Annotated in this window: 22 protein-coding genes and 5 tRNA genes; 18 read left to right on the top strand and 9 right to left on the bottom strand. The window is 56.7% G+C overall.

Annotated features, from left to right (window positions below):
• The first annotated feature begins 159 nt into the window (after positions 1–159).
• From AC13CY_RS05160 to AC13CY_RS05135, 6 genes are all read left to right on the top strand, one after another.
• Positions 160–879, top strand: a complete 720-nt coding sequence (locus AC13CY_RS05160) for an alpha/beta family hydrolase (protein WP_483052368.1) — start codon at positions 160–162, stop codon at positions 877–879.
• A 106-nt stretch (positions 880–985) separates the two neighbouring features.
• Positions 986–1,061 (top strand) — tRNA-Val (locus AC13CY_RS05155).
• 46 nt (positions 1,062–1,107) lie between these two features.
• Positions 1,108–1,184: transfer RNA gene (locus AC13CY_RS05150), tRNA-Asp, on the top strand.
• 35 nt (positions 1,185–1,219) lie between these two features.
• A tRNA-Asp gene (locus AC13CY_RS05145) sits at positions 1,220–1,296 on the top strand.
• 51 nt (positions 1,297–1,347) lie between these two features.
• Positions 1,348–1,423: transfer RNA gene (locus AC13CY_RS05140), tRNA-Val, on the top strand.
• A gap of 68 nt (positions 1,424–1,491) precedes the next feature.
• Positions 1,492–1,568, top strand: a tRNA-Asp gene (locus tag AC13CY_RS05135).
• Positions 1,569–1,735: 167 nt separating this feature from the next.
• Here AC13CY_RS05135 and AC13CY_RS05130 read toward each other — a convergent pair.
• The 5 genes from AC13CY_RS05130 to AC13CY_RS05110 form a co-directional block, all read right to left on the bottom strand.
• Complete coding sequence (locus AC13CY_RS05130) at positions 1,736–2,137, bottom strand: GlcG/HbpS family heme-binding protein (protein WP_044628702.1); 402 nt, start codon at positions 2,135–2,137, stop codon at positions 1,736–1,738.
• Positions 2,138–2,218: 81 nt separating this feature from the next.
• On the bottom strand, positions 2,219–3,451 hold the full coding sequence (glcF, locus tag AC13CY_RS05125; RefSeq protein ID WP_054640959.1) for a glycolate oxidase subunit GlcF: 1,233 nt from the start codon (positions 3,449–3,451) through the stop codon (positions 2,219–2,221).
• A 14-nt stretch (positions 3,452–3,465) separates the two neighbouring features.
• Positions 3,466–4,566, bottom strand: coding sequence for a glycolate oxidase subunit GlcE (gene glcE / locus AC13CY_RS05120; protein ID WP_058577159.1), 1,101 nt, complete (start codon positions 4,564–4,566; stop codon positions 3,466–3,468).
• Positions 4,567–4,583: 17 nt separating this feature from the next.
• The gene (gene glcD / locus AC13CY_RS05115) at positions 4,584–6,083 is read right to left on the bottom strand and encodes a glycolate oxidase subunit GlcD (RefSeq protein ID WP_483052367.1); all 1,500 of its coding nucleotides are present in this window, start codon (positions 6,081–6,083) and stop codon (positions 4,584–4,586) included.
• 202 nt (positions 6,084–6,285) lie between these two features.
• Positions 6,286–7,977 (bottom strand): L-lactate permease, encoded by a 1,692-nt coding sequence (locus AC13CY_RS05110; RefSeq protein ID WP_062374117.1) that lies wholly within the window; start codon positions 7,975–7,977, stop codon positions 6,286–6,288.
• A gap of 362 nt (positions 7,978–8,339) precedes the next feature.
• Between AC13CY_RS05110 and AC13CY_RS05105 the strand changes: the two genes are divergently transcribed.
• The 3 genes from AC13CY_RS05105 to AC13CY_RS05095 all read left to right on the top strand — a co-directional run bounded on the left by AC13CY_RS05105 (position 8,340) and on the right by AC13CY_RS05095 (position 10,333).
• Positions 8,340–9,032 carry a glutathione S-transferase family protein gene (locus AC13CY_RS05105; protein ID WP_288101820.1) on the top strand — a complete coding sequence of 231 codons (693 nt, stop codon included), beginning with the start codon at positions 8,340–8,342 and terminating at the stop codon, positions 9,030–9,032.
• A gap of 78 nt (positions 9,033–9,110) precedes the next feature.
• Entirely contained in the window at positions 9,111–9,800 is a 690-nt protein-coding gene (locus tag AC13CY_RS05100) for a glutathione binding-like protein (protein WP_235253434.1), read from the top strand.
• Positions 9,801–9,976: 176 nt separating this feature from the next.
• On the top strand, positions 9,977–10,333 hold the full coding sequence (locus AC13CY_RS05095) for a phasin family protein (RefSeq protein ID WP_054640956.1): 357 nt from the start codon (positions 9,977–9,979) through the stop codon (positions 10,331–10,333).
• 77 nt (positions 10,334–10,410) lie between these two features.
• Here the strand turns inward: AC13CY_RS05095 and uraD are convergent, their stop codons facing one another.
• Complete coding sequence (gene uraD, locus AC13CY_RS05090; RefSeq protein WP_288101821.1) at positions 10,411–10,956, bottom strand: 2-oxo-4-hydroxy-4-carboxy-5-ureidoimidazoline decarboxylase; 546 nt, start codon at positions 10,954–10,956, stop codon at positions 10,411–10,413.
• Positions 10,957–11,094: 138 nt separating this feature from the next.
• On the opposite strand from uraD, the gene uraH reads away from it, so the two are divergent.
• The 3 genes from uraH to AC13CY_RS05075 are packed head-to-tail and all read left to right on the top strand — an operon-like array spanning position 11,095 to position 13,400.
• Positions 11,095–11,448 carry a hydroxyisourate hydrolase gene (uraH, locus tag AC13CY_RS05085; RefSeq protein ID WP_288101823.1) on the top strand — a complete coding sequence of 118 codons (354 nt, stop codon included), beginning with the start codon at positions 11,095–11,097 and terminating at the stop codon, positions 11,446–11,448.
• Between the two features lie 11 nt (positions 11,449–11,459).
• Positions 11,460–12,659: a urate hydroxylase PuuD gene (locus AC13CY_RS05080; protein ID WP_058577167.1), complete on the top strand. Its 1,200-nt coding sequence runs from the start codon at positions 11,460–11,462 to the stop codon at positions 12,657–12,659.
• Between the two features lie 24 nt (positions 12,660–12,683).
• Positions 12,684–13,400 (top strand): GntR family transcriptional regulator, encoded by a 717-nt coding sequence (locus AC13CY_RS05075; RefSeq protein WP_062360622.1) that lies wholly within the window; start codon positions 12,684–12,686, stop codon positions 13,398–13,400.
• Positions 13,401–13,531: 131 nt separating this feature from the next.
• On the opposite strand, the gene AC13CY_RS05070 is transcribed toward AC13CY_RS05075, so the two are convergent.
• From AC13CY_RS05070 to AC13CY_RS05060, 3 genes are all read right to left on the bottom strand, one after another.
• Entirely contained in the window at positions 13,532–15,004 is a 1,473-nt protein-coding gene (locus tag AC13CY_RS05070; protein WP_137093308.1) for an NCS1 family nucleobase:cation symporter-1, read from the bottom strand.
• 65 nt (positions 15,005–15,069) lie between these two features.
• The gene (locus tag AC13CY_RS05065; RefSeq protein ID WP_288101824.1) at positions 15,070–16,440 is read right to left on the bottom strand and encodes an NCS1 family transporter; all 1,371 of its coding nucleotides are present in this window, start codon (positions 16,438–16,440) and stop codon (positions 15,070–15,072) included.
• 127 nt (positions 16,441–16,567) lie between these two features.
• Positions 16,568–17,323 carry an aspartate/glutamate racemase family protein gene (locus tag AC13CY_RS05060; protein ID WP_172514831.1) on the bottom strand — a complete coding sequence of 252 codons (756 nt, stop codon included), beginning with the start codon at positions 17,321–17,323 and terminating at the stop codon, positions 16,568–16,570.
• 263 nt (positions 17,324–17,586) lie between these two features.
• Between AC13CY_RS05060 and puuE the strand changes: the two genes are divergently transcribed.
• The 6 genes from puuE (at position 17,587) to AC13CY_RS05030 (ending at position 22,584) form a co-directional block, all read left to right on the top strand.
• Positions 17,587–18,510, top strand: a complete 924-nt coding sequence (gene puuE, locus AC13CY_RS05055; protein ID WP_253017609.1) for an allantoinase PuuE — start codon at positions 17,587–17,589, stop codon at positions 18,508–18,510.
• Positions 18,511–18,524: 14 nt separating this feature from the next.
• A complete protein-coding gene (locus tag AC13CY_RS05050) occupies positions 18,525–19,409 on the top strand; it encodes a MurR/RpiR family transcriptional regulator (RefSeq protein ID WP_058577173.1) in 885 nt (294 codons plus the stop codon).
• Between the two features lie 272 nt (positions 19,410–19,681).
• Positions 19,682–20,536: a transporter substrate-binding domain-containing protein gene (locus AC13CY_RS05045; protein WP_058577174.1), complete on the top strand. Its 855-nt coding sequence runs from the start codon at positions 19,682–19,684 to the stop codon at positions 20,534–20,536.
• A gap of 8 nt (positions 20,537–20,544) precedes the next feature.
• Positions 20,545–21,222: an amino acid ABC transporter permease gene (locus AC13CY_RS05040; RefSeq protein ID WP_058577175.1), complete on the top strand. Its 678-nt coding sequence runs from the start codon at positions 20,545–20,547 to the stop codon at positions 21,220–21,222.
• Positions 21,219–21,875, top strand: a complete 657-nt coding sequence (locus tag AC13CY_RS05035; protein ID WP_058577176.1) for an amino acid ABC transporter permease — start codon at positions 21,219–21,221, stop codon at positions 21,873–21,875. The genes AC13CY_RS05040 and AC13CY_RS05035 overlap by 4 nt, the downstream gene beginning before the upstream one ends.
• Complete coding sequence (locus AC13CY_RS05030) at positions 21,856–22,584, top strand: amino acid ABC transporter ATP-binding protein (protein ID WP_058577177.1); 729 nt, start codon at positions 21,856–21,858, stop codon at positions 22,582–22,584. The genes AC13CY_RS05035 and AC13CY_RS05030 overlap by 20 nt, the downstream gene beginning before the upstream one ends.
• Positions 22,585–22,654 lie beyond the last annotated feature (70 nt).

The raw sequence follows: 22,654 nt of genomic DNA, 5'->3' as shown, positions 1-22,654 counted from the left end.
GTTCCCATCGAACGCGGTTAGGGGGTAACCCGTGGCATTTTGCACGGATGCGGCCACCCGCTTGATGATGCAGGTCAAGATCCGGCCTAGATTCTATCGCAGCCGCGCCCTAAGCTGAACACGCCAATGGATGTAACGTTGAATTATTAGGAGGGCTGAGTGTCCTATTACGCTGATCTTGGGTTTGAGGCCATCACCCCAGAGACGTTGCGTGAACGCACCGCCAGCCCCGCTGTTCAGCGGTTTCTCGTGGAAGGGGTTGGCCCGGTGAGCGTCTCGGGCATCCCCGAGCTGGGGCGAATTCTGCTAGCCCATGGCGCCGGGGCAGGCCACCTATCCGAGTTTATGCGGCAATTTGCCGCGGTGCTGGCCAGTGAGAGGCTACAAGTGTGGGCGATCGATTTCCCCTATATGCAGCAGATGAGCGAGGAAGCAAAGCGCCGGCCTCCGCCTCCCGTCAAGAAAACGCTGGAACACTTTGCCGCTTGGTATGACCTGCTGGCGTCATGCAGTGGTTCGCCTTTGTGGGTCGGGGGTAAATCCATGGGCGGGCGTGTGGCATCGCTCTTTGCCAGCCAGCATCACTGTGCAGGTGTCATTGCGGCAGGCTATCCGTTTCACCCACCCAAAAAGCCCGGCTCCCTTCGCACCGATCATTTTCCTGACATCGCTACGCCTATGCTGATTTTGCAAGGTGAGCGCGATCCGTTTGGCTCTCGTGAAGAGGTAGCCGACTACGCTTTACCTGACTCTCTTCACATTCATTGGCTAACCGATGGCGACCATGATTTTAAGCCGCGACGAAGTTCAGGAGTAAATCAGCAGGTTTTGATTGACGAAGCAGCTATAGTTGCGGCATCCTTCGTCCGCGCTCAGTAAGCGGTTGCCGCGAGAACGTGCAGTACGCTGGTTTAAATCAAAAATTTAAACACAACGTGTTGACATTCAAACAGGCTTCTGTAGAATGCAGCGCCACGTGACCAGCGGGTGGTTAGCTCAGTTGGGAGAGCACCAGCCTTACAAGCTGGGGGTCACTGGTTCGAACCCAGTACCACCCACCATTTATTTGGTGCCCTGGAAACGTGATGCAGTAACTGATGTATATGCGGACCGGTAGTTCAGTTGGTTAGAATGCCGGCCTGTCACGCCGGAGGTCGCGAGTTCGAGTCTCGTCCGGTCCGCCATCATCATCTTAGTCTGCAACTAGTTATCGCTATTCGGACCGGTAGTTCAGTCGGTTAGAATGCCGGCCTGTCACGCCGGAGGTCGCGAGTTCGAGTCTCGTCCGGTCCGCCACGATAACTTGAGAAGTAGCAATATTGATAAGCAATAAGCTTTCAATACCCCGGGTGGTTAGCTCAGTTGGGAGAGCACCAGCCTTACAAGCTGGGGGTCACTGGTTCGAACCCAGTACCACCCACCATTCAGTTTCACATTTATGCGCCTCTGAACCGCTTAAATTGTCTGTTGAATGGTTATGTGTCTTACAGTGGACCGGTAGTTCAGTCGGTTAGAATGCCGGCCTGTCACGCCGGAGGTCGCGAGTTCGAGTCTCGTCCGGTCCGCCATTAAGCACCCATCGGCAGTCATATTGATAAAGCCGAACACATTCCAAAAAAGCCCGAATCGATGATTCGGGCTTTTTTATTGCGCGTACATAACACGCTAACAAGCAGCGTGCAGTCAATGCGCTGCACGCTGCTGTTACTTGCTTTTGTTACTGACTAGGTAAGCGTTAGGCGATCGCGCTGACGCCTGCTTTGGCAATTTGCACGTCTTGATCTGGCTTAACGCCAGAGATGCCAACAGCGCCGACGACTTGGCCATCCACGATAATCGGCACGCCGCCAGACAGCAGACCCTGTAGCGGCGCAGAGACAAACGCCGTGCGGCCACCGTTAATCATCTCTTCAAACACTTGGGTCTCTTTACGACCCAGGGCCGCGCTACGCGCTTTTTGGGTAGCGACATCGGCGCTGAACGGGGCAGCACCGTCTAAACGGCGCAGTGCCAGCAGGTGGCCGCCATCGTCGGTGACGGCGATGGTGACCGGCCAGCTGTTGTTGTCAGCTTCTTTCTGTGCGGCGTCGAGGACTTGGATAACGTCGGCTTGGCCTAAAACAGCTTTGGTTTGCATCAAAGGATCCTTCTTATCATAGGGATGAAAGCGCTGCGCCCAACCGTTAATACGTTGTGAAAGCGCAGCGAGTGTAAAGGGTTATACCAGGGCAGCGTCCACGACTTCTACCCAGTGGCGTACCGGCGTGCGGTTGGCACTGGCCAGATGCGTTTGACAGCCGATGTTGGCGGTCACAATCACCTCAGGGTTGCCTGCTTCTAGCGCATTCAGCTTGTTATCGCGCAGCTGAGTGGCGAGCTCTGGCTGTGTCACCGAGTAGGTGCCCGCCGAGCCGCAGCACAGGTGGGCATCTTTCACGGGCGTGAGTGCAAAGCCGAGTTTGCTAAGCACGCCTTCCACTGCGCCGTTGAGCTTCTGGGCGTGCTGCAGCGTGCAGGGGCAGTGGAACGCTAAACGCTGGTGCTCTTTAAGCTGCAGCGCTTCCAGCGGCTCGTCGCGCAGTATTTCGACGATATCCTTTGCCAGTGCGCTGACTTTTTTGGCCTTTTCAGCGTAGGCGGGGTCGTCCTTGAGCATGTCGGCATACTCTTTGACGAAGGCGCCGCAGCCGCTGGCGGTTTGCACGATGGCTTCCGCGCCCTGCTCGATTTGCGGCCACCAGGCATCAATATTGGCGCGCATCCGCTCGCGGCCCGCCTCTTGGGCATTGAGGTGAAAGTCGATAGCACCACAGCAGCCTGCTTCACTAATCGGTGTGACGCTAATGCCCAGACGGTCAAGCAGGCGCGCCGTGGCTGCATTGGTGTTGGGCGACAGGCCTGGCTGCACGCAGCCTTCCAGGATCAGCACCTTGCGGGCATGGCGCTGGCTGTCGGGTCGCTGGCCTGCATCGACCGGTGCGGGCGGCATTTTGCTACGCAGTTTGCCGGGCACTAGAGGCTTGAAGGTTTGCCCCAGGGCCAGCAGCGCTTTGAAGCGTTTCGGGTCGACCAGCATTTTGCGCAGCGCATAGCGCTGAGCGCGTTCTGCCGCTGAACGCGGCACACGACGGTCGATTTCCGCACGGCCAATATCCAGCAGCTTGTGATACTCCACGCCGGAGGGGCAGGTGGTTTCGCAGTTGCGGCAGGTTAGGCAGCGGTCTAGGTGCAGGCGAGTCTCTTCGGTGACTTGGTCATCGTCATCGCGGCTCTCCAGCAGCTCTTTCATCAAGTAGATACGCCCGCGAGGCCCGTCTCGCTCATCGCCCAGTAGCTGGTAAGTGGGGCAGGTGGCGTTACAAAAGCCACAGTGCACACAGGTACGTAGAATGCGCTCGGCTTCCTGAATATGCGGTTTTTGGCGGTCGGCATCGGTAAAGTGCGTCTGCATGTCAGCTCTCCTGATTAAAATGCCGCATAAAGACGACCAGGGTTGAAAATGCCGTGGGCATCCAGCTCGGCCTTCAGGTTGCGGTGGTACTTCTCGACCACAGCATTCAGCGGAGTAAACGGTGACTCCGCGCCCCCTTGGGCATGCGGGGTGTAGCAGGTGGCGTGGCCACCGGCCTTCTGGCATGCATCGCGCAGCGTGTCTGCGGGTAGTGCGGTTTTCACCCAGCGTTGGCTGCCGCCCCAATCATAGAAGATATCGCTTTCATCAACGGCGAGCTCTAGCGCTGGGGTATGGGGCGGTAGCGAGAGGCGCCACAGTGCTTGCCCTTCATTGAGGCTGAAAAAGCCATGCTGCTGGTCACGCAGCTGTTGCCAGAAATCCGCAGACAGTTCTTCACCGCCTAGGCGCTCTTTCGTGGCCTTGACGGAGCTTTCACCCCCTTCCAGCCGAATAAACAGCTCACCTGCGTGCCATGCCGCAGCGGTAATAGGCAGCGGCTGGCGGCCAAGCTCAGAGAGCTTCGCTAAGGCATCTTGCAAGCTCATTTCAAGGCGCAGGCTGTGGCTGGCGGTGGGTATGGGCAGCACCTTAAACGAGATATCGGCCAGCACGCCCAGCGTGCCCTGGGCACCTGCCATCATGCGGGAAAGGTCATAGCCGGCCACGTTTTTCATGACTTCGCCGCCAAAGCGCAGCAGTTTGCCTTCCTGGGTGATCACCCGGGTGCCCAGCACGAAATCCCGTGCGGCACCTGCCCAAGGGCGGCGAGGGCCGGACATGCCGGTGGCCACCGCGCCGCCAATGGTGCTGGCGTCGCCAAAAATGGGCGGCTCGAAAGGCAGCATTTGATGTTTTTCTGCCAGTGCCGCGTTCAGCGCGCTCAGGCGGGTGCCTGCCCGTACCGTGACGACGAGTTCGATAGGGTCGTAAGAGACGATGCCGCTATGCGCTGCGACATTGAGTTCCGTGCCTTCCACCGGGCGGCCATAAAAGGCCCGGGTGTTGCCCGCTACAATGCGTAGCGGGGTGCGGTCGTGGTAGGCGCTACGAACCTGTTCGCACAGCTCATTGGCGATATCTCGGTCGGCAGCGTGTATCGCTAGTTCGGTCATGGTCGATCCTTATAGCATCAGAAGCGTGGCAGTTCTGGATGCGGTAACTCGTTGTTATGCACATGCATCGCGCCAAATTCGGCACAGCGCGCCAGGGTGGGAATATTTTTCCCTGGGTTGAGCAGCCGTTTGGGGTCGAACGCCGCTTTTAGCGCGTGGAAGACCGTCAGCTCATCGGGCTGGAACTGGCTGCACATCTGGTTGATTTTTTCGCGACCTACGCCATGCTCGCCAGTAATCGAGCCACCGGCGGCCACGCACAGCTCCAGGATTTTGCCGCCTACGTCTTCCGCCAGGGCAAGCTGACCCTCTTTGTTGGCATCGAATAGGATCAGCGGGTGCATATTGCCGTCACCCGCGTGGAAGACGTTGGCCACGGGCAGGCCGCTCTCTTCTGAAAGTGCGGCAATGCCTTTCAACACGCGCGGCAGCTCGCGGCGGGGAATCGTGCCATCCATGCAGTAGTAGTCCGGCGACATGCGGCCTACGGCAGGGAAGGCATTCTTGCGTCCGGCCCAGAACTTGGCGCGCTCGGCTTCGTCCCGCGCCTGTTGAATGTTAGTGGCTCCGGCCTTTTCCAGTACGCGGCGCACGGTCTCGCAGTCGTCGTCCACGTCGGCTTCCACACCATCCAGCTCACAGAGCAGAATGGCTTCGGCTTCCACGGGGTAGCCTGCCTTGATGAAATCTTCGGCGGCTTTGATGGCGAGCTTATCCATCATTTCCAGGCCACCGGGGATAATGCCTGCGGCAATGATGTCGCCCACCGCGCGGCCCGCTTTTTCGATATCATCGAAGCTGGCCATCAATACCTTGGCGGTTTGTGGCTTGGGCAGCAGCTTTACGGTGATTTCCGTGACCACCCCAAGCATGCCTTCTGAACCGTTCATCAAAGCCAGAAGGTCGAAACCGGGGGCATCCAGGGCTTCAGAGCCCAGCGTCATGTGCTCGCCTTCAATGGTCAGGACATCCACCCGCATCACGTTATGCACGGTAAGACCATACTTCAGACAGTGCACGCCACCTGCATTTTCAGCCACGTTGCCGCCAATCGAGCAGGCAATTTGTGAGGAGGGGTCGGGGGCGTAGTAGAGCCCGTAAGGGGCGGCCGCCTCGGAAATGGCAAGGTTGCGCACCCCAGGCTGAACGCGGGCAATGCGCGCGTCGGGGTCAACGCTGATGATCTGGTTGAACCGCGACATAACCAGCAGCACGCCCTGCTCAAGCGGCAGTGCGCCGCCGGAAAGGCCGGTGCCTGCGCCCCGGGTCACCACGGGTACGCCCAGTGCATGGCAGCGCTTTAACAGGCCTTCGACCTGTTCCAACGTTTCCGGCAGGGCCACCAACATGGGCAGCACGCGATAGGCGGCGAGGCCATCGCACTCGAAAGGACGTAAATCCTCCTCACGATGCAATAGCGTCAAAGAGGGGACAGCGCCTTGCAGGTCGCTGAGTACGTCAGCTTTATCACGGTGGACAAGCTCGCCATCGAGGCGCTCGTCGAAAAGGATATTCATGTTAACTCCTATGGATGAGGAGGATAGATGGCTATCTAATCACTTTATGGAAAATACTTCCATAACGTATGAGTAGTTTTGGAATTGTTTTTCATAAAGTGCTTGAGGAGTGGTCGGTCAGGTAAAATACATCTTTTTAATATAGTGCTGGGTAGCCCTAGGGCTACCCAGCGGGTGATGACCAATGAGGTAAAGAGGCCCTTTACATCAACGGGTCAGTAACACCAAGGACATAAAACGCGATCAGCGCGATAATGCCAGCAAAGACTAGGTAATAAATGGTCGGGATGATCGTTTTACGAATGGTGGTGCCCTCGCGGCCGAGTAGGCCAACAGTAGCCGACGCCGCCACGACGTTGTGAATTGCGATCATGTTACCTGCGGCAGCACCCACGGCTTGCAGTGCCACCATCATGGCCGTGGACAGCCCCAGCGTTTCGGCAACGCTGAACTGGAACTCCGCCAACATAAGGTTGGACACCGTGTTGGAGCCTGCAATAAAGGCACCCATCGCCCCAACGGCAGGCGCAAAGAACGGGTAGATGCCGCCCACACCGTTAGCCACCGCTTGCGCCATCATGACGGGCATCGAGACCAGATCCGCGCCGTTGACGCCGGAGTTGATCAGGATACGTACCATCGGCACAGTGAAGATCAGGACGAAGCCCGCACCAAAAATGGTTTTGGTCGACTCGGATACTGCAGCGCTTAGCTGGCGCGGGTTCATGCGGTGCAGGAAGTAGGTCACCAGCACGACCGCTAGGATGATACCGCCGGGCAGGTAGAGAGGCTGGATGCCACCGCTCACGCCTGCTTCGCCGAAGATATTGGCCCAGTTCAGGTTGATGGAGGTTAACGCAGCTTTGAGCGGCTCGATGGTGCGTGAGGCTACCAGGAACAGAGCGAGCAGTACGTAAGGCACCCAACCTTTAAAGGTCGACATCGGTGCTTTACCGGCTACATCGTCAAGCTTGATTTGCAGGTTGCCGATCCACTCATCCGGCCAAGCGGTCGATTCTGGGAAGTCCCAGGTATCTTTGGGCAGCAGGAAGCCTTTACGTGCAGCAGGCACCACAATCGCTAAGCCCACCATCGCGCCAATCATGGAAGGGAATTCCGGCCCAAGCAGCACGCCCACCAGCATGTAAGGCACCACGAAAGAGACACCCGTGAAGATGGCGAATGGTGCAATCGAGAGCCCCTCTTTCCAAGAGCGGTTGGCACCGAAGAAGCGCACCATTACCAGTACGAGGATTAGCGGCATCAAAATACCCACGATACCGTGGGTGATCGCCACCGAACTGGTCACCTGCTGGAAAAACACGTCCCAAGTAGAGCCGTTCGCTTCTAGCTGCGCGGTAATGTCGGCACGGTTTAAGCCGCTACCCACACCCACCACAACAGGCGTACCCACGGCGCCAAACGACACTGGCGTGGATTGGATCATCATACCCACGACTACCGCCGCCAGAGCCGGGAAGCCCAGCGCTACCATTAGTGGCGCTGCCACGGCAGCGGGCGTACCGAAACCGGACGCGCCTTCGATGAAGCAGCCAAACAGCCAAGCAACAATCAGCGCCTGTACGCGACGGTCTGGGCTAATGCCCGAAAAGCCGTTACGAATGGCAGTAATACCGCCCGAGTGCTTTAGCGTGTTGAGCAGCAAGATAGCGCCGAAGATAATCCACAGCAGGCCAGCAGTTTGGATGAGGCCCTGTACAGTGGATGCCGCTACGCGGCTAAACGACATATCCCATGCGGTCAGACCAATAATGGCCGCCGTAAGGAAGACAATCGGCATCGCTATTTTGGCAGGAATTTTAAAGCCTATGAGCAAAATCCCAGCCAGCAATAGCGGCAGAAATGCCAGAAGAGCGAGTATAGTTTCATTCATGGGAGGAACGGCCCCTTGTTATTGATTTGGTATGCTCCGCAGTAGCCAACTTGTCATTTCAATGATAGTTGGGTCAGCTTGAAAGATACGGTTAGGCGGGCTGAATGACTACATTGGAAAATTGGTCTTACCAGTTGGCGTGGGCCGTTTTGAGCATGATTTAAGCGGTCGCTTTAATTTAACATGTTGTTTTTAAGATGTTTTAAACATTACATCAGAGTGTTAATACAGCAACAGTCATTAGACTAATAGACAGTGCAGCAGGCCTTCGCGCGGTGGGTTACGAACGTCGCTTGTGTCGCTAACCACTTAGACTCACTGTAGGTGGCGGATTGACCCCTGTAAAAAGGAGAACTAACAATATGGCAATAACACTTTATGACCTGTGCGGCCGTGATGAGCGCCTACGCTTTTCGCCTTATTGCTGGCGGGTACGTATGGCGCTTGCCCATAAAGGGTTGGACTACACAACAGTAGCCTGGCGTTTCCAAGAAAAAGAGGCGCTGGCGTTTGCCAACTACGACAAAGTACCCGTGTTGACCGATGGCGACACGGTAGTGACCGATAGCTTCGAGATCATGCGCTATCTGGACCGCGCCTACCCCGAAGCCCTGGTGCTGGGCGAGGGTGTAAGCCTTCAGCGCGTGATGTTTTTTAAACAGCTGGTAGAGCGAAGCATTACGCCTGCGCTGTTCAAGATTGTGGTGTTAGATCTCCTAGAGGCGATTCACCCTGATGACTGCGCTTACTTCCGTAAAACCCGGGAGGCGCGTTTTGGCGCTACCTTAGAAGCCGTCAGCAATCCTGAGCAGGGGCGACACCTGTTGAAGCAAGCGCTGGTACCGGTGAATGCTCAGTTGAAAGAGAGCCTGTTTTTAGATGGCGAGACCCCAAGCGGTGCCGATTATTTGCTGTTTGGCAGCATGATGTGGGCCTATACCGTTTCTACCGAGCCGCTCGTGGAAGAAAGTGACCCTGTAGCAGCGTGGTTTGCGCGTATGCTAGAGGTGCATGATGCAGCCGCTGGCCAAGCCATGACGATTCGTGATCTATAACAGGTAAGGCGGCCATGGCCGCCTAACACCCACAGGCAACACTAACGGCGTAGTCCGTTAGTGTGAAAGGAGATGGCAATGATTGACCTGTATTACTGGACAACCCCGAATGGCCATAAAATCTCCATCATGCTTGAAGAGGCAAAGCTGGCTTACCGTGTTAAGCCCGTTAACATTGGCCGCGGCGAGCAGTTTGACCCTGAGTTTCTAACCATTGCTCCTAATAACCGCATTCCCGCCATTGTTGACCACTCCCCCCAAGACGGCGGCCAGCCGATGGCGCTGTTTGAATCAGGTGCGATTCTTGAATATCTCGCCGATAAGACAGGGCAATTTCTGCCAGCAGAAGGGCGAGAACGCTATGTAGTACTGCAGTGGCTGCACTGGCAGGTGGGTGGGCTTGGCCCTATGGCGGGCCAGAACCATCACTTTTGCCACTACGCACCGCAGAAAATTGAGTACGCCATAGAGCGCTATGTACGCGAGACCAACCGGCTCTACAGCGTGCTGGATCAACGACTCTCTCAGCAGCATTATGTTGGCGGCGACCGCTACTCCATTGCGGATATGGCGATCTACCCCTGGATTGTGCCCTGGGAGAAGCAGCGTCAAACCTTGGAAGAGTTCCCCGATCTTGAACGCTGGTTCGAAGAGGTATCGCAACGCCCGGCGGTGCGTAAAGCCTACGCGTTAGTGGAAGATATCAATCCCCAAGCGGGCATCACGATGGATGATGAAGCTCGTAAACATCTGTTTGGCAACCGTTAATCCAACGGCTTTTTCTGGTCTTTGAGTGGGCGAAAGTGTGGCAAGCGCAGCATGTTGAAAATCATGTTGCGCTGCACAAAAAGCGCTGCTAGCTTTGTGGGTAGCAACGGCAAACGCCCACTACCGGCCTGCCTCGGCGCGGGTCGAATCGCTAGCTCACTCAAGGAGATTGCGTGATGAACAAGGCCGCAGAGAAAACCAGTCAGCAGTTCGAGTCGGTATTCGTGTCCCCCATGCGTTCCTACACGTTGGCGGCACTGAACTACTACGAGCAGCTGGTCGGCGCGCAGATGGATGCAGCCCGTGCCTACTCCGACATGACCATTGCCCAAGCGCGCACATGGTTAGACGTAAAAGACGCGGACAGCTTCAAAAAAGCGATGGAGAGCCAGCAAAAAACTGCTGCCGATCTGATGGAGCGCATGAAAGGCGACTCTGAAAAAGTCACTTCTATCAGCCAGAGCTTCATGCAAGACAGCCAGAAAATGGCCGAAGAAACGACCAAGAAAGCGGTAGAGACTGCCAAGCAGTAATTATCCCGCTTGAGTGAAAAGATGCCGCGCCTGGAACCGAATCTGGGCGCGGCATTTTTGTCGAGATGACGTAAAGATTACCGTGATGCTTCGTCAGCACGGGCCCGAAGCCGGAAGCGTGCAATACGAATAATTTGTTGAATCGCGGTTTCACGCTCTTGGGCCAAGCCGTTCTCCAAACGCTCTTCGAATGCCGCGAGGATGTCGTAGCGGTTCAGCCCTTTCACCGCAATGACGAACGGAAAGCCAAACTTCTCTTTATAGGCCGCGTTGAGCTGCTCAAAGCGGGAAAATTCCTCGGGCGAGCACTGGTCGAGCCCTGCGCCTGTCTGCTCGCTGGTGGAGTCGTGCGTCAATTCTCCCGCCAGTGCGGACTTACCCGCTAGATCGGGGTGGGCCTGAATAACGGCAATCTGCTGCTCGGGCGTTGCCTGTCGCAGCATCAAACCCATCAGTTCGGCCAGTGCGTCAGGGTTGTCATGTTTAGGACGCAGGCCCTGGTGCCAAGCGGCTTCTGCCACCCAGGGCGAGTGCTCATACACATCGCCATAGTGGGCGACGAAGTCTTCCAGGCTGCATTGGCTGGGGGCAGGGGATAATGTGAGTGGGGTAGCAGTCGACACAAAAACTCTCCAGGCGTGCGAAAAGGGAAATGCTGTATACAATAAATAGCATCAACGGTACTCTTTGACCAATAGGTCAAACTCTACACATAACATCTATCCATAACACCAATAACCCCGCCAATGTAAGGAGTGACGATGGGACGCTTAACTACCCACGTGCTGGATACCGCCAAAGGGCAGCCCGGCCAAGGCATTACCATTGAGGTCTTTCGGCTAACGGGCGACAGCCGCGAGCATTTAGGCACCACCGTCACTAATAGCGATGGCCGCTGCGATGCCCCCATTTTAAAAGGCGATGCGCTAATGCCAGGCGAGTATGAGCTTGTGTTCCACGCTGGAGACTATCTGCGCGCTCAAGGGGTAGAAGCCGCTGAACCGCGCTTTTTAGACGTGATTCCGCTGCGCTTCGGCGTGGCCGATGCAAGCCAGCACTATCATGTACCGTTGCTGCTTTCGCCCTACGGCTACTCCACTTACCGTGGTAGCTAAGAGGACTAGGCATGCAAGCGTATATCATCGAGTTTGTGAATCTACTGCTGCGCTGGTTACACGTGATCGCAGCGATTGCATGGATCGGCGAGTCGATCTACTTCGTAATGCTGGATAATGGCCTGCGCACTCCCAAAGCCGCTGAAGATCGTGAAAAGGGTGTTTTTGGCGAGATGTGGGCTGTGCATGGTGGCGGTTTCTATCATAACCAGAAATATGCCACGGCCCCGGCCAAGCTGCCCAACGACCTGCACTGGTCGTTCTGGAAAGCCTATACGACGTGGCTATCGGGTTTTGCGCTGTTCGTCATTCTCTACATGGTGAACCCCGGTTTCTACTTAGTGAATCCGGACAGTAACTGGGCCTGGGCGGCTAACCTTACCGGTTGGCAGGCGAACCTGCTGGCGCTTGGGTTCCTGCTAGGCGGCTGGGTGGTTTATAACGAGCTATGTAAGCGCATCAGCCCCAACATGGAGCGCGATGGACTGCTGAGTATTGCCGTAGCGGTGATGATGGTGGTGGTGGCCTACTTAAGCACCCAGATGTTTACCGGGCGGGCGGCATTTCTGCTCACCGGCGCGGTAATGGCCACGGCGATGTCGGCCAACGTCTTCTTCTGGATTATTCCTGGCCAGCGCCGCATGGTGAAAGCCATGAAGGCGGGCGAGGCTCCCAACCCACTAGACGGCAAGCGCGGCAAGCAGCGTTCGGTGCACAACACCTACTTCACGCTGCCCGTGGTGCTGCTGATGGTGAGTAATCACTACTCATTTATCTACGCCCACGAGCTCTCTTGGGTGGTAATGGTGCTGTTTATCTTTGCCGGAGCGCTGATTCGTCAGTTCTTTGTACTGATGCATGCCGGTAACATTCAGCCTGCCTACCCTGCAGTAGGCGTTGGGCTGATTTTGCTCGCGTTCTGGGTGGCAGCGCCCAGCCCACGTGCCGCTGTGGAAGGCGCTGGCGGTGCGCCCACGCAAGCGCAAATATCTGGACTCATCGAGCAACACTGTACCCAGTGCCATGCCCGCAACCCTGAACATGCCGGTTTCTCCGCGCCGCCTGCAGGCTATGCCTTTGATAGCTGGGACGATATTCTTGGTCACAAAGCGCAAATCCAACAGGTCGTTGGCAGTCGCTACATGCCGCTTGGTAATATCACCAACATGAGTGACGAAGAGCGCGATATCATTGCGGCCTGGGAGGAGTAATCAGAGTCGCAGACAGGAGACACTATGAGTGATGCGCAGGCGGCGTTAAAGCGGAGGCCTTCTGACAAAGAGGGCGATGAGCGCCACGAAGCGATTTACCGGGCGGTGAGCGATGCCATTGTGGAGCAGCGCCTTAAGCCCGGCGCTCGGCTGCGTGAAGATGCGCTAGCGGAAGTATTCGGTATTAGCCGCACGGGGATTCGTAAGATCCTTCAGCGGCTGGCGCTGGAGCAGCTTGTTACCTTGACCCCGCGTCGTGGGGCTAGCGTGACGCGCCCCACCGCCGATGAAGCGAAAGACGTGTTCGATGCCCGCCAGTTGATCGAGTGTGGCCTCATGCCCGATGTGGCCAGGCGAATGAACGCCGCGGCGGCGGCGGAGCTTCGCGAGATGGCCCGCCAAGAACGTCAAGCCCTACGCAGCGGTCAGCAGAGCGTGGCGATTCGTCTTTCGGCGGATTTTCACGTGCGCTTAGCCCAACTCTCCGGCAATGCCACCCTGGCAGAATTCGTCGAGCGCCTCTGCTCCCGCTCATCACTGATCCTCGCCGTTTACGGCCATCGCGGCCACCTAGGCTGCGAATCCCACGACCACGACGACCTGATTGGCTATCTTGAAACCGGCAACGGCGAACGCGCCAAAGCCTTTATGAGCCGCCACCTCAAAGCCATCGAAGCCTCGCTCTCCATGGTTGAAGAGGAAGAGAATGTACCGGATCTGCAGCAGATTTTTGGTGTTTAGCGACGACGCATCTGCTCAACTGTAATGGCGGTTAGGCAGTTTTTTTGGATTAACGTAAAAGCGCCACCGGAGCTCATCCGGTGGCGCTTTTAGTGGTTACCACGTTTTGCTATGAGCCATCACTTCATGGCTTAGTGCGCTTTTTGCTCAGCCATCACGGGCGCTGCCTTAAACCGCTTCATCAGCCCGTAATAGAACACCCCACCCAAGCCAGCGCCGATCAGCCAGCCATAGCCGCCTAAGCTGGCTAAAGCCGGTACCAATATGGTAGAGAGCGAGAACATTGCCGCCACGCCAAAGGCGATAAGAGCGCGGGTGTTCCAGCCGTTGACGTAGTAGTAAGCGCTGCCGGGGGCTGAGGAGAATAGCTCCTGCATATTGAGGTGCTGGCGTTTGATCAGGTAGTAGTCCACCACGATGATGCCGTAGAACGGCGCGACGATAGCGCCCAGCGCATTTACAAAGCCCGGCACGCCAATTTGGCTGATCACTGAGATCCATAGCGCACCCACGAAAAAGGCAATCACGGCGGTAATCAAGCCGCCCATCTTGAAGCTGATTTTGCTTGGGAACAGGTTAGCTAAGTCGTAGGCGGGGGGAATGAAGTTAGCGACGAGGTTGATACCCACCGTAGCGGCAAAGAAGGTGAGGGCGGCCACAAGGGTCAGCGGCAGCGAATCGACGCGTTCCACAATATCTGCTGGGTTGGTGAGCGCTTCGCCAAACAGTACCAGCGTGCCTGCGGTAATAATCAACGCAATAAACGAGAAGAACGCCACGTTCAAGGGCAGGCCCAGCAGGTTGCCCAGCTTCATCTGGCGCTCGGTTTTTACAAACCGGGTAAAGTCGCCGAAGTTGATCACCACTGCGGCGAAGTAGGCGACCATCGTACCCACAATGGCGAGAAACGCACCCAGGCCACCCTGCTCACCGTTGCCGCTGAAGATGGTGCCAATGGCGGGGAGCAGCTCGCTACCGGCTTGTACCCATACCACGATCATCAACACCACCATTACCACATAGACCACTGGGCCTGCCCAGTTCAGGAAGTGTTTGATGCGCTCAATGCCCTGCCAAAAAATCGCGATCTGAAACAGCCACACGATGACGAAGGAGAGCCACGCCACCCCTGAAAGACCGAGGAACGTACCCCCGTTGCCCACGCCAAGCAGCGCGGTGATCAGCAGGGCCACGGCGGTGGAGGCGAAGTAGGTCTGCACGCCGTACCAGAAAATACCCACGATGGCGCGCAGCATGGCGGGCAGGTTGGCTCCACGTACGCCCATGCTGGCGCGTACCATGACCGGGAAGGGAATGCCGTATTTAACGCTGGGTTTGCCGGTCAGGTTGACCAAAAACATGACGATAATCCCGGCCAGAATAATCGCTGCCATTACGGCCCAGCCGTTTAGGCCATAAGAGAGGAACAGCGACGCCGCCAGGGTGTAGCCAAACAGGCTTTGAATATCGTTGGACCAGACGTTAAAAATCTCAAAGGCGCCCCAGGTGCGGTGCTCTGGCTTTAGCGGGGCGAGGTCTTCGTTATAGAGCGTTGGATCAATCTGCTGGATGTTTAGGTCGCTTTGGCTGGGTTGTTCATTCATTGCAAGGCTCTTTATCCGGAAATGGTCGCCTGCCACGCGAGGGTGGCAGGCGTTGGCAAGGCGAGTTACTGAGTGAAGCGCTGGCAGGCGGGCCAGTGTTTCATCAGCAGGTAGTAGGTCAGTCCGGCAGGAATGAGGCTGGCATACCAAGAGACCGCCGAGAAAGAGAGCGCTGCGACAATACCTACCGCTGTCGCTATCAGCGCCGCTTGGTTAATGCCTTGATAGGGGCCGTTTTCATCGTAGAGCTTGCCGATATCCAGCGTGCGACGGCGAATCACGTAGTAGTCCACCACCAGAATGGCGAAGATGGGGCCAAGGAAGGCAGAGTAGGTTTGCACGAACAGTTGCAGGCCCGCAGCGGACTCCGGCTGCACCAGTTTCCAAGGGAAAGTGGCGAAGGCCAGCAGACCAACGATCACCGTCGCCACCGGAAACTTCAGATTGAACACATCCATGAGCACGAAGGTTGGCGGCACCACGTTATTGAGTACGTTGGTGGTCACTTGGGCGAAGGCGATAAACAGCAGTGTGATCATCAGTAGCGGCGTGTTATCCACCGCGTTGGCAAATACCTGGATGGGGTCGGCGGTGCCGGTGGCTTGCGATACCATATAGCCAATCAGGCCCATAAACAGCGTGCAGGGCAGAATCGACATGGCGTAAATAGTGGTTAATAGCCCTTGGCCGGTCCCTTTTTTATGCTCCCGGGAGTAATCGCTCACATTCAGCATCATGGTGCTGTAGATGCCCAAAAACAGCATGGTGGCGCTCCAGAAGGGCATCCCCCAAGAGCCTTCCATGGTCAGCAGGCTGGTGGAAAGCTCGTCACCGTAGCGCTGCACCGTGGCGTAGAACATGTACATCAGCGAGCAGAGAATAAAGGCGCTGCCGATATTTTCCAGCCACTTAATACCCTGAAAGCCGAGTACCGAAAGGCCAATCTGCAAACACTGGAAAGCAATGAAGTAGAAGATCAGGTTGTCGAAGCCAAACAGCGTCGCCGACACCATGTTGAGAGCACCTGCGCCAATCCAGCTTTGAAAACCATACCAGACGATGGCAGGCAGGGCGCGCACCAAACCGGGAATACGCGTGCCGGTAAAGCCAAACGCGCTGCGTGCTTGCACCATAAACGGAATGCCATATTTGTAACCGGCGGCGCCGTTAATGGCGAGCGCCACGCCAATCACAAAGCAGCCAATGGCGATGGCCAGGGTGGCTTGAAGCAGGTTGAGCGTGCCCACCACGCTTGAGCCCATGGCGAAGGTGCCGATAGAGACACACCCTCCGAACCAGGCTAAAAAGTAGGAGGTGCGCCCCATAATGCGGGTGCTTTGTGGAGCTAAGCTTTCGGCCCCAACGGCTTTGGCGGTGGCGGGGCTAGCCGTTCCCGGTACTGCATCTGAGGTAAGAGCAGAGGTTGAAGTGCTCATGTTACCGTCCTCGCAAGATTATCGATGTTATTGGTAACCTGGGCACTGTGGCCCAGGAGACGCTTGCGGCGTGGCGTGCTAATGGCGGTATTCGTACGGTTGTTATAGTTTTATGGTGCGTGATCTCTTAGCGTGTGGGTGGCAGGGTTAGATTGGAAAAATCCGCGAACTTGCCGGTATAGGGTTTCGGGCGCGGGTAGTCTAAATCGCCGAATTTGCTGGTATGTAAGCCCAGGCCCACAAGGGATTCGGCAAGCTTCAGCGCCGCACTTACCCCTTCCACCACAGGCAGGCCAACTTCGTGGCTAATGGCGTGGGTTAGGTTCGCCATCCCGCCACAGCCCAGCACAATCGCGCCGATGCCATCCTCATCACGGGCACGGCAGCACTCTTGCACGATTCGGCTAAAGGCGGCATCAGGGTGGTCTTCTAAGTCCAGCACCGGAATTTCAGCGGCGCGAATGCGCCGGCAGTGGTGGCTAAAGCCGTACTGCTCTAACAGGTGCTCGGCAATAATGCCGGTACGGCCTAGCGTGGTCACAATCGAGAAGCGCGTGCTAATCAAGGTAGCCATGTGAAAGGCGGCTTCGGCAATGCCAATCACTGGGGCGCGGGTCAGCTCGCGGGCAGCCAGCAGGCCGGGGTCACCAAAGCAGGCCACTACGTAGGCATCAATATTGCCCTCGCGCTCGCCTTTTAGCACCTCTTCGGCCACGCCCACTGCGCTCACTGCTTCATCAAAGTGGCTCTCAATAGAGACCGGGCCAGCATCGGGTTGAGTGGCACTCACCGTGGTTGATGGGGCCGCTAACTGTTCGGCTGCTTGTCGAATCGTTGCCGTCATGGCAGCCGTGGTATTGGGGTTAATCAAGCGTATGTGCACGGGGCGATACTCTCATGTGAACAATATTTTCTATCTTGTATACGAAAATAGGGCGCTTTTCTGCGATGCGCAAGCCCTTTCATGCCACGTGTTGGCGTTCGTGGAGTTGACCAAGTGTTCAGGTTTCAATGGGTTAGCGCGCTATTACGCCTAAAATCGTCGTCATCTCAATTAATTAGCCCTGAGTTGAATTGCGATGGCCGTTCAAAATGGCTATTTTGTATACAAACTAAAACGCTCTGCCTCTGTTAAGGAGCCTGTTCATGACCTCTCATTACCCCCGCGATTTAATCGGCTATGGCCGCACGCCGCCCCACGCTAACTGGCCGGGCAAGGCCAAGATCGCCGTTCAATTTGTGCTTAATTATGAGGAGGGCGGCGAGAACTGTGTGCTGCATGGTGATTCAGGCTCGGAGCAGTTTTTGTCCGAGATTATTGGCGCGGCCAGCTACCCTGACCGTCACCTGAGCATGGAGTCCATCTACGAATACGGCTCCCGCGCTGGCGTGTGGCGTATTCTGCGCGAGTTCGAGCGCCGTGGGTTGCCACTGACCGTATTTGGGGTGGCGATGGCGCTAGAGCGCCATCCGGATGTGGCCCAGGCGTTTAAAGAGCTTGGCCATGAAGTGGCGTGCCACGGCTACCGTTGGATTCACTACCAAGAAACCCCGGAGCATGTCGAGCGCGAACATCTGCAAAAGGCCATGGAGATCTTCCAGCGTTTGTATGGTGAAAAGCCTGAAGGTTGGTACACAGGGCGCGACAGCCCCAATACGCGCCGTTTAATTCTGGACGAAGGTGGTTTCCTTTACGACAGCGATTACTACGGCGACGACCTACCGTTCTGGACCAAGGTGAGCGATAGCCAGGGGGCTGAGCATAACCACCTGATCGTGCCTTACACCTTAGATACCAACGACATGCGCTTTGCTGCTCCGCAAGGTTTCAATACGGCGGACCACTTCTTTACCTACCTGCGCGACGCCTTTGATGTACTGTACGCCGAAGGGGAAGAAGCGCCGAAGATGCTCTCAATTGGTATGCACTGCCGTTTGTTGGGCCGCCCGGGGCGCTTCCGCGCACTGCAGCGCTTCTTAGACCATATTGAAGCCCACGACCGTGTGTGGGTAGCCCGACGGGTCGATATCGCCCGTCACTGGGCAGAGCATCACCCAGCACCCAAATGACGAAATAGGACACCATGACACCCCATATCGGACAACGGATTGCCGCCCAGTTTGATGCGCTCAGCGCCCAAGAGCAGCGCGTGGCGAGTTTCATTCTGGATCACTTCGATGATTTGGCCGTGTACAGCGCCGCCGACTTGGCGCGTTTGACCGGGGTGTCAAAGTCCACCGTCAGCCGCCTATTCAAGCGACTAGGGTTCGAAAGCTATCGCACGGTAAAGGATCACGCTCGACAGCTGCGTAATTTGGGCGTGCCGTTGGTGATCGACGCCCATGCCATGGAGGAGGAGAGCGAGAGCGGCACCTCGTTCCAGCGCCACCTGCAGCGGGAGCAGGAGAATCTGCAGCGCTGTTTCGCGAGCCTTGTCCCCCAGGAATTTGCTGCGATGGTCGAGGCGTTGGCGGTGGCTCAGCAGGTCGTGATCGTCGGTTTCCGTAACAGCTATCCGCTGGCACTGCACTTACGTCAGCAGCTCGTGCAAGCCCGTCGCCACGTGCGCTTGGCGCCGCAGCCGAACCAGTCGTTGGCCGAAGAGCTGGTGGATTTAACCGAACACGACATCGTGGTGCTGTTTGGTTTTCGCCGCCGTCCATCGGCATTTGCCGCGTTAGTGGGCGCCCTTGAACGCTCGCCTGCCAAGGTGTTGTTGATCGCTGACCCCACCGCCTCGCCGTTTGCTTCGCAAGTGACGTGGTGGTTGGAAGTCCCGTTAGAGAGTCTCTCGGCGTTCGATAGCTATGCCACCGCCAACAGCGTGATTTGCCTGTTGGCAAATGCCGTTTTGCACCAGCGCTTAGCGGAGGGCCGCGAGCGAATCAGCGCGATAAGCGACCACTATGCTGAGTTGAACGAGCTAGCATCGCCCATCATGAGCGTCGATTGGGACGCCCATCAATAATGGTGCGCTTTGACTGCCTGATGCACCAAATGTAATCGCTTTACTGAACGCACGCTGGGTTACCCTGCGTGCTCTCCTGCCTGATTGTAACCTAACGCACTGTTGTTGCGCTGCTTTCCCTGCGGCTGGTCTCGTTATTGCTAATGCTAGTGGGCGTGTGAAACAAAAGTTTCTTTGATGAGATTTGTGCAACGAACCTTTCAGAGGGCGACATCACACGCGTTACACCTTCCTCTCGGCATTGGCTTGCGACACACTTTCAGGAGAGCGTCATGGGAACTACCCTTCAGGGCTTTAAAGATTCGGTTCAGCACTACTTGAAACGTCTTCAAACCGGCGTGGTGGCCACCGGCATGGCGGCCACGCTGGCTATGGGTGGGCTGGGTGCCAGCAGCGCGGTTCACGCCGATGCTCTGGAAGACATTGAATCTCGCGGCACGATTCGTATCGCGGTTCCGCAGGATTTTCCGCCCTTTGGCTCGGTAGGCACCGACCTACAGCCGCGCGGTTACGATATCGACATGGCCAACTACATTGCCGACGAGATGGGCGTCACCCTGGAACTGATTACCGTGACCAGCGCCAACCGCATTCCTTATCTGCAAACAGGTCAGGCGGATCTGGTGATCTCGAGTCTGGGTAAAAATCCGGAGCGCGAAGCGGCGATCGATTTCTCCGATGCTTACGCACCGTTCTTCCTGGGCGTGTTTAGTGCGGATGCCGACGAAAGCGTAGAAGGACCCGAAGGCTTCGCCGATAAAACCATTGGCGTGACTCGCGGTGCCGTCGAGGATATGGAGCTTTCCAACGTCGCTCCCGACTCCACCACCATTCAGCGCTTTGAAGATAACGCCACCACCATCTCGGCGTTTCTTTCTGGCCAAGTAGATTACATTGCCACCGGTAACGTAGTGGCCGCCGAAATTGCCGAGCGCAACAGCAATCGTGCGCCTTCGCTGATGTATCAGCTGAAAGATTCCCCTTGCTACATTGGCCTGAACAAAAACGAAGCGGCGCTACAAGCAGAAGTGAATCGCTTGATTGCCCAGGCACTGGAAGACGGCACGCTCAACGAGTTTTCCCAGCGCTGGTTCAGCGCGGACCTTCCTGACAACTTCGGTAGCTGAGAGGCAGTATGGGGCCAACACTCGATTTTCTCACCCTGTTGCCCTACGCCAGCGAGCTGATCAAAGGTTTGACCACCACGGTCGTGCTGACCGTGGTGACCACCTTGACCGGGCTGGGGCTGGCCGTAGCGGTGGCGTATTTGCGTGTGAACGGGCAGCCCTGGATGCGCTGGGGGCTGGGGGGCTATGTCGAAATCACCCGTAACACGCCTTTTATCGTTCAACTGTTTTTTATCTTTTTTGGTTTACCGGGGCTGGGTATCAAAATCGATGCCATTACCGCCGCGTTCATCGCCATGACGCTAAACCTCGCCGCTTACAGCGCTGAAATTCTACGCGCCGGCATTAGCGCCACGGCGAAAGGGCAGCTAGAAGCCGCCAGAGCGCTGGGCATGAGTACCCTGCAAAGTTACCGCCATGTGGTGCTGGTGCCCGCCTTTGCCAGGGTATACCCCTCACTGATTAGCCAGTCGATCATCGTCATGCTGGGCTCGGCGGTGGTGTCGCAGATTTCCGTTTTCGACCTCACTTACGCGGCCAACTTCATTCAGTCGCGCAACTTTAGAAGCTTTGAAGTCTACCTGCTGATTACCTTGGTGTACCTGCTGCTGGCGTTCGGTATGCGCCGCGCCTTTATGCTGGTGGGTAAGCGTGTGTTCGCGTATCAGCAAGGAGAGCAACGATGATCGAGTTCACCCTATGGGATATCGTGCGCAACCTGCTGCTCGCCGCCCGCTGGACCGTGGTGCTGTCACTGATTGCCTTTATCGGCGGGGCTACCGTGGGGCTGGTGCTCACCTTTATGCGTCTTTCCAGCCGCCGCTGGCTGCAGCATTTTACCTCGCTTTACGTGGACCTGTTTCAAGGCACGCCGCTATTGATGCAGCTCTTTTTGATCTTCTTTGGCGCGGCGGCGATGGGGCATCCCATTTCTGCCTGGTGGGCCGCTTCGATTGCTCTCACGCTCTTTACCAGCGCGTTTCTCTGCGATATCTGGCGAGGCTGCCTGGAAGCCGTGGCGAAGGGGCAGTGGCATGCCGCTCGCGTGCTGGGCATGAACTATTTCCAAACCATGCGCCATGTGATTCTGCCGCAGGCGCTGCGACTCTCGATTCCACCCACGGTGGGGTTTTCAGTACAGGTGATAAAAGGTACGGCGCTGGCTTCCATCATTGGCTTCGTGGAGCTCACTAAAGCGGGCACGATGCTCAATAACGCCACGTTTGAACCGTTCACTATCTTCACCCTCGTGGCCCTTTTTTACTTCGCGCTGTGCTACCCGCTCTCCTGCTACGCGCGCCATTTGGAGAAAAAGCTCTATGACGCTGGTCTGCGTTAATAACGTTCATAAAGCCTTTGGCGACCTGGAAGTGCTCAAAGGGATCGACCTCAACGTTGCTCAGGGGGAAGTGGTCGCCATTATCGGCCGCAGTGGTTCGGGTAAAAGTACGCTGCTGCGCTGCTTGAACCAGCTCGAACAGCACGATAGCGGCGAGATCACCATTGCCGAACAGCAGCTCGATGCGGGCTCCATGTCGCCCAAAGAGCTGAGTGAAAACGTTGGCATGGTGTTTCAAAGCTTTAATCTGTTTCCCCATAAATCTGTGGGCGACAACGTGTGCCTCGCCCCCGTGGTGGTGCGTGGCGAGGCCCGCGCCGATGTCGAGAAAGTGGCCCGAGAAGTGCTGGATAAAGTGGGTTTGGCAGACAAGTACGATGCTTACCCCGCCCAGCTTTCCGGCGGCCAGCAGCAGCGGGTGGCCATCGCCCGTGCGCTGGCCATGCGCCCGAAGGTGCTGCTGTGCGATGAAGTCACTTCGGCGCTCGACCCTGAGTTAGTCGGCGAAGTGCTGCGCGTGTTGGAAGCGTTGGCAGCAGAAGGCATGACGCTGATTCTAGTCACCCACGAAATGGGCTTTGCTCGGGATGTGGCCGACCGCGTGGTGTTCATGCACCAAGGGCGCATTCACGAAGAGGGCGAGCCTGCCGAGCTGTTCGGCAATCCTAAAACCCCAGAGCTCAGGCAGTTTATCTCAGCGGTACTTTAAGTGAAGCGGGCCTTTAAGGTTTGTTTGAAGCCGCACTCCATAATATTGTATACAAAAAAGACGATGCAGC

The sequence above is a fragment of the Vreelandella sp. L-15 genome (genome assembly GCF_056857635.1).
The sequence above is the reverse complement of the archived record's forward strand: the minus strand, read 5'-3'. Positions and strand labels throughout refer to the sequence as shown.

Coding starts and splice junctions, on each gene's coding strand:
- AC13CY_RS05070 (WP_137093308.1), bottom strand. CDS start 15,004: ATGAATGAACAACCCAGCCAAAGCGACCTAAACATCCAGCAGATTGAT.
- glcE (WP_058577159.1), bottom strand. CDS start 4,566: ATGACCGAACTAGCGATACACGCTGCCGACCGAGATATCGCCAATGAG.
- AC13CY_RS05035 (WP_058577176.1), top strand. CDS start 21,219: ATGATCGAGTTCACCCTATGGGATATCGTGCGCAACCTGCTGCTCGCC.
- AC13CY_RS05030 (WP_058577177.1), top strand. CDS start 21,856: ATGACGCTGGTCTGCGTTAATAACGTTCATAAAGCCTTTGGCGACCTG.
- AC13CY_RS05040 (WP_058577175.1), top strand. CDS start 20,545: ATGGGGCCAACACTCGATTTTCTCACCCTGTTGCCCTACGCCAGCGAG.
- glcD (WP_483052367.1), bottom strand. CDS start 6,083: ATGAATATCCTTTTCGACGAGCGCCTCGATGGCGAGCTTGTCCACCGT.
- AC13CY_RS05100 (WP_235253434.1), top strand. CDS start 9,111: ATGATTGACCTGTATTACTGGACAACCCCGAATGGCCATAAAATCTCC.
- AC13CY_RS05080 (WP_058577167.1), top strand. CDS start 11,460: ATGCAAGCGTATATCATCGAGTTTGTGAATCTACTGCTGCGCTGGTTA.
- AC13CY_RS05065 (WP_288101824.1), bottom strand. CDS start 16,440: ATGAGCACTTCAACCTCTGCTCTTACCTCAGATGCAGTACCGGGAACG.
- AC13CY_RS05075 (WP_062360622.1), top strand. CDS start 12,684: ATGAGTGATGCGCAGGCGGCGTTAAAGCGGAGGCCTTCTGACAAAGAG.
- AC13CY_RS05130 (WP_044628702.1), bottom strand. CDS start 2,137: ATGCAAACCAAAGCTGTTTTAGGCCAAGCCGACGTTATCCAAGTCCTC.
- AC13CY_RS05050 (WP_058577173.1), top strand. CDS start 18,525: ATGACACCCCATATCGGACAACGGATTGCCGCCCAGTTTGATGCGCTC.
- AC13CY_RS05105 (WP_288101820.1), top strand. CDS start 8,340: ATGGCAATAACACTTTATGACCTGTGCGGCCGTGATGAGCGCCTACGC.
- puuE (WP_253017609.1), top strand. CDS start 17,587: ATGACCTCTCATTACCCCCGCGATTTAATCGGCTATGGCCGCACGCCG.
- glcF (WP_054640959.1), bottom strand. CDS start 3,451: ATGCAGACGCACTTTACCGATGCCGACCGCCAAAAACCGCATATTCAG.
- AC13CY_RS05095 (WP_054640956.1), top strand. CDS start 9,977: ATGAACAAGGCCGCAGAGAAAACCAGTCAGCAGTTCGAGTCGGTATTC.
- AC13CY_RS05110 (WP_062374117.1), bottom strand. CDS start 7,977: ATGAATGAAACTATACTCGCTCTTCTGGCATTTCTGCCGCTATTGCTG.
- uraH (WP_288101823.1), top strand. CDS start 11,095: ATGGGACGCTTAACTACCCACGTGCTGGATACCGCCAAAGGGCAGCCC.
- AC13CY_RS05045 (WP_058577174.1), top strand. CDS start 19,682: ATGGGAACTACCCTTCAGGGCTTTAAAGATTCGGTTCAGCACTACTTG.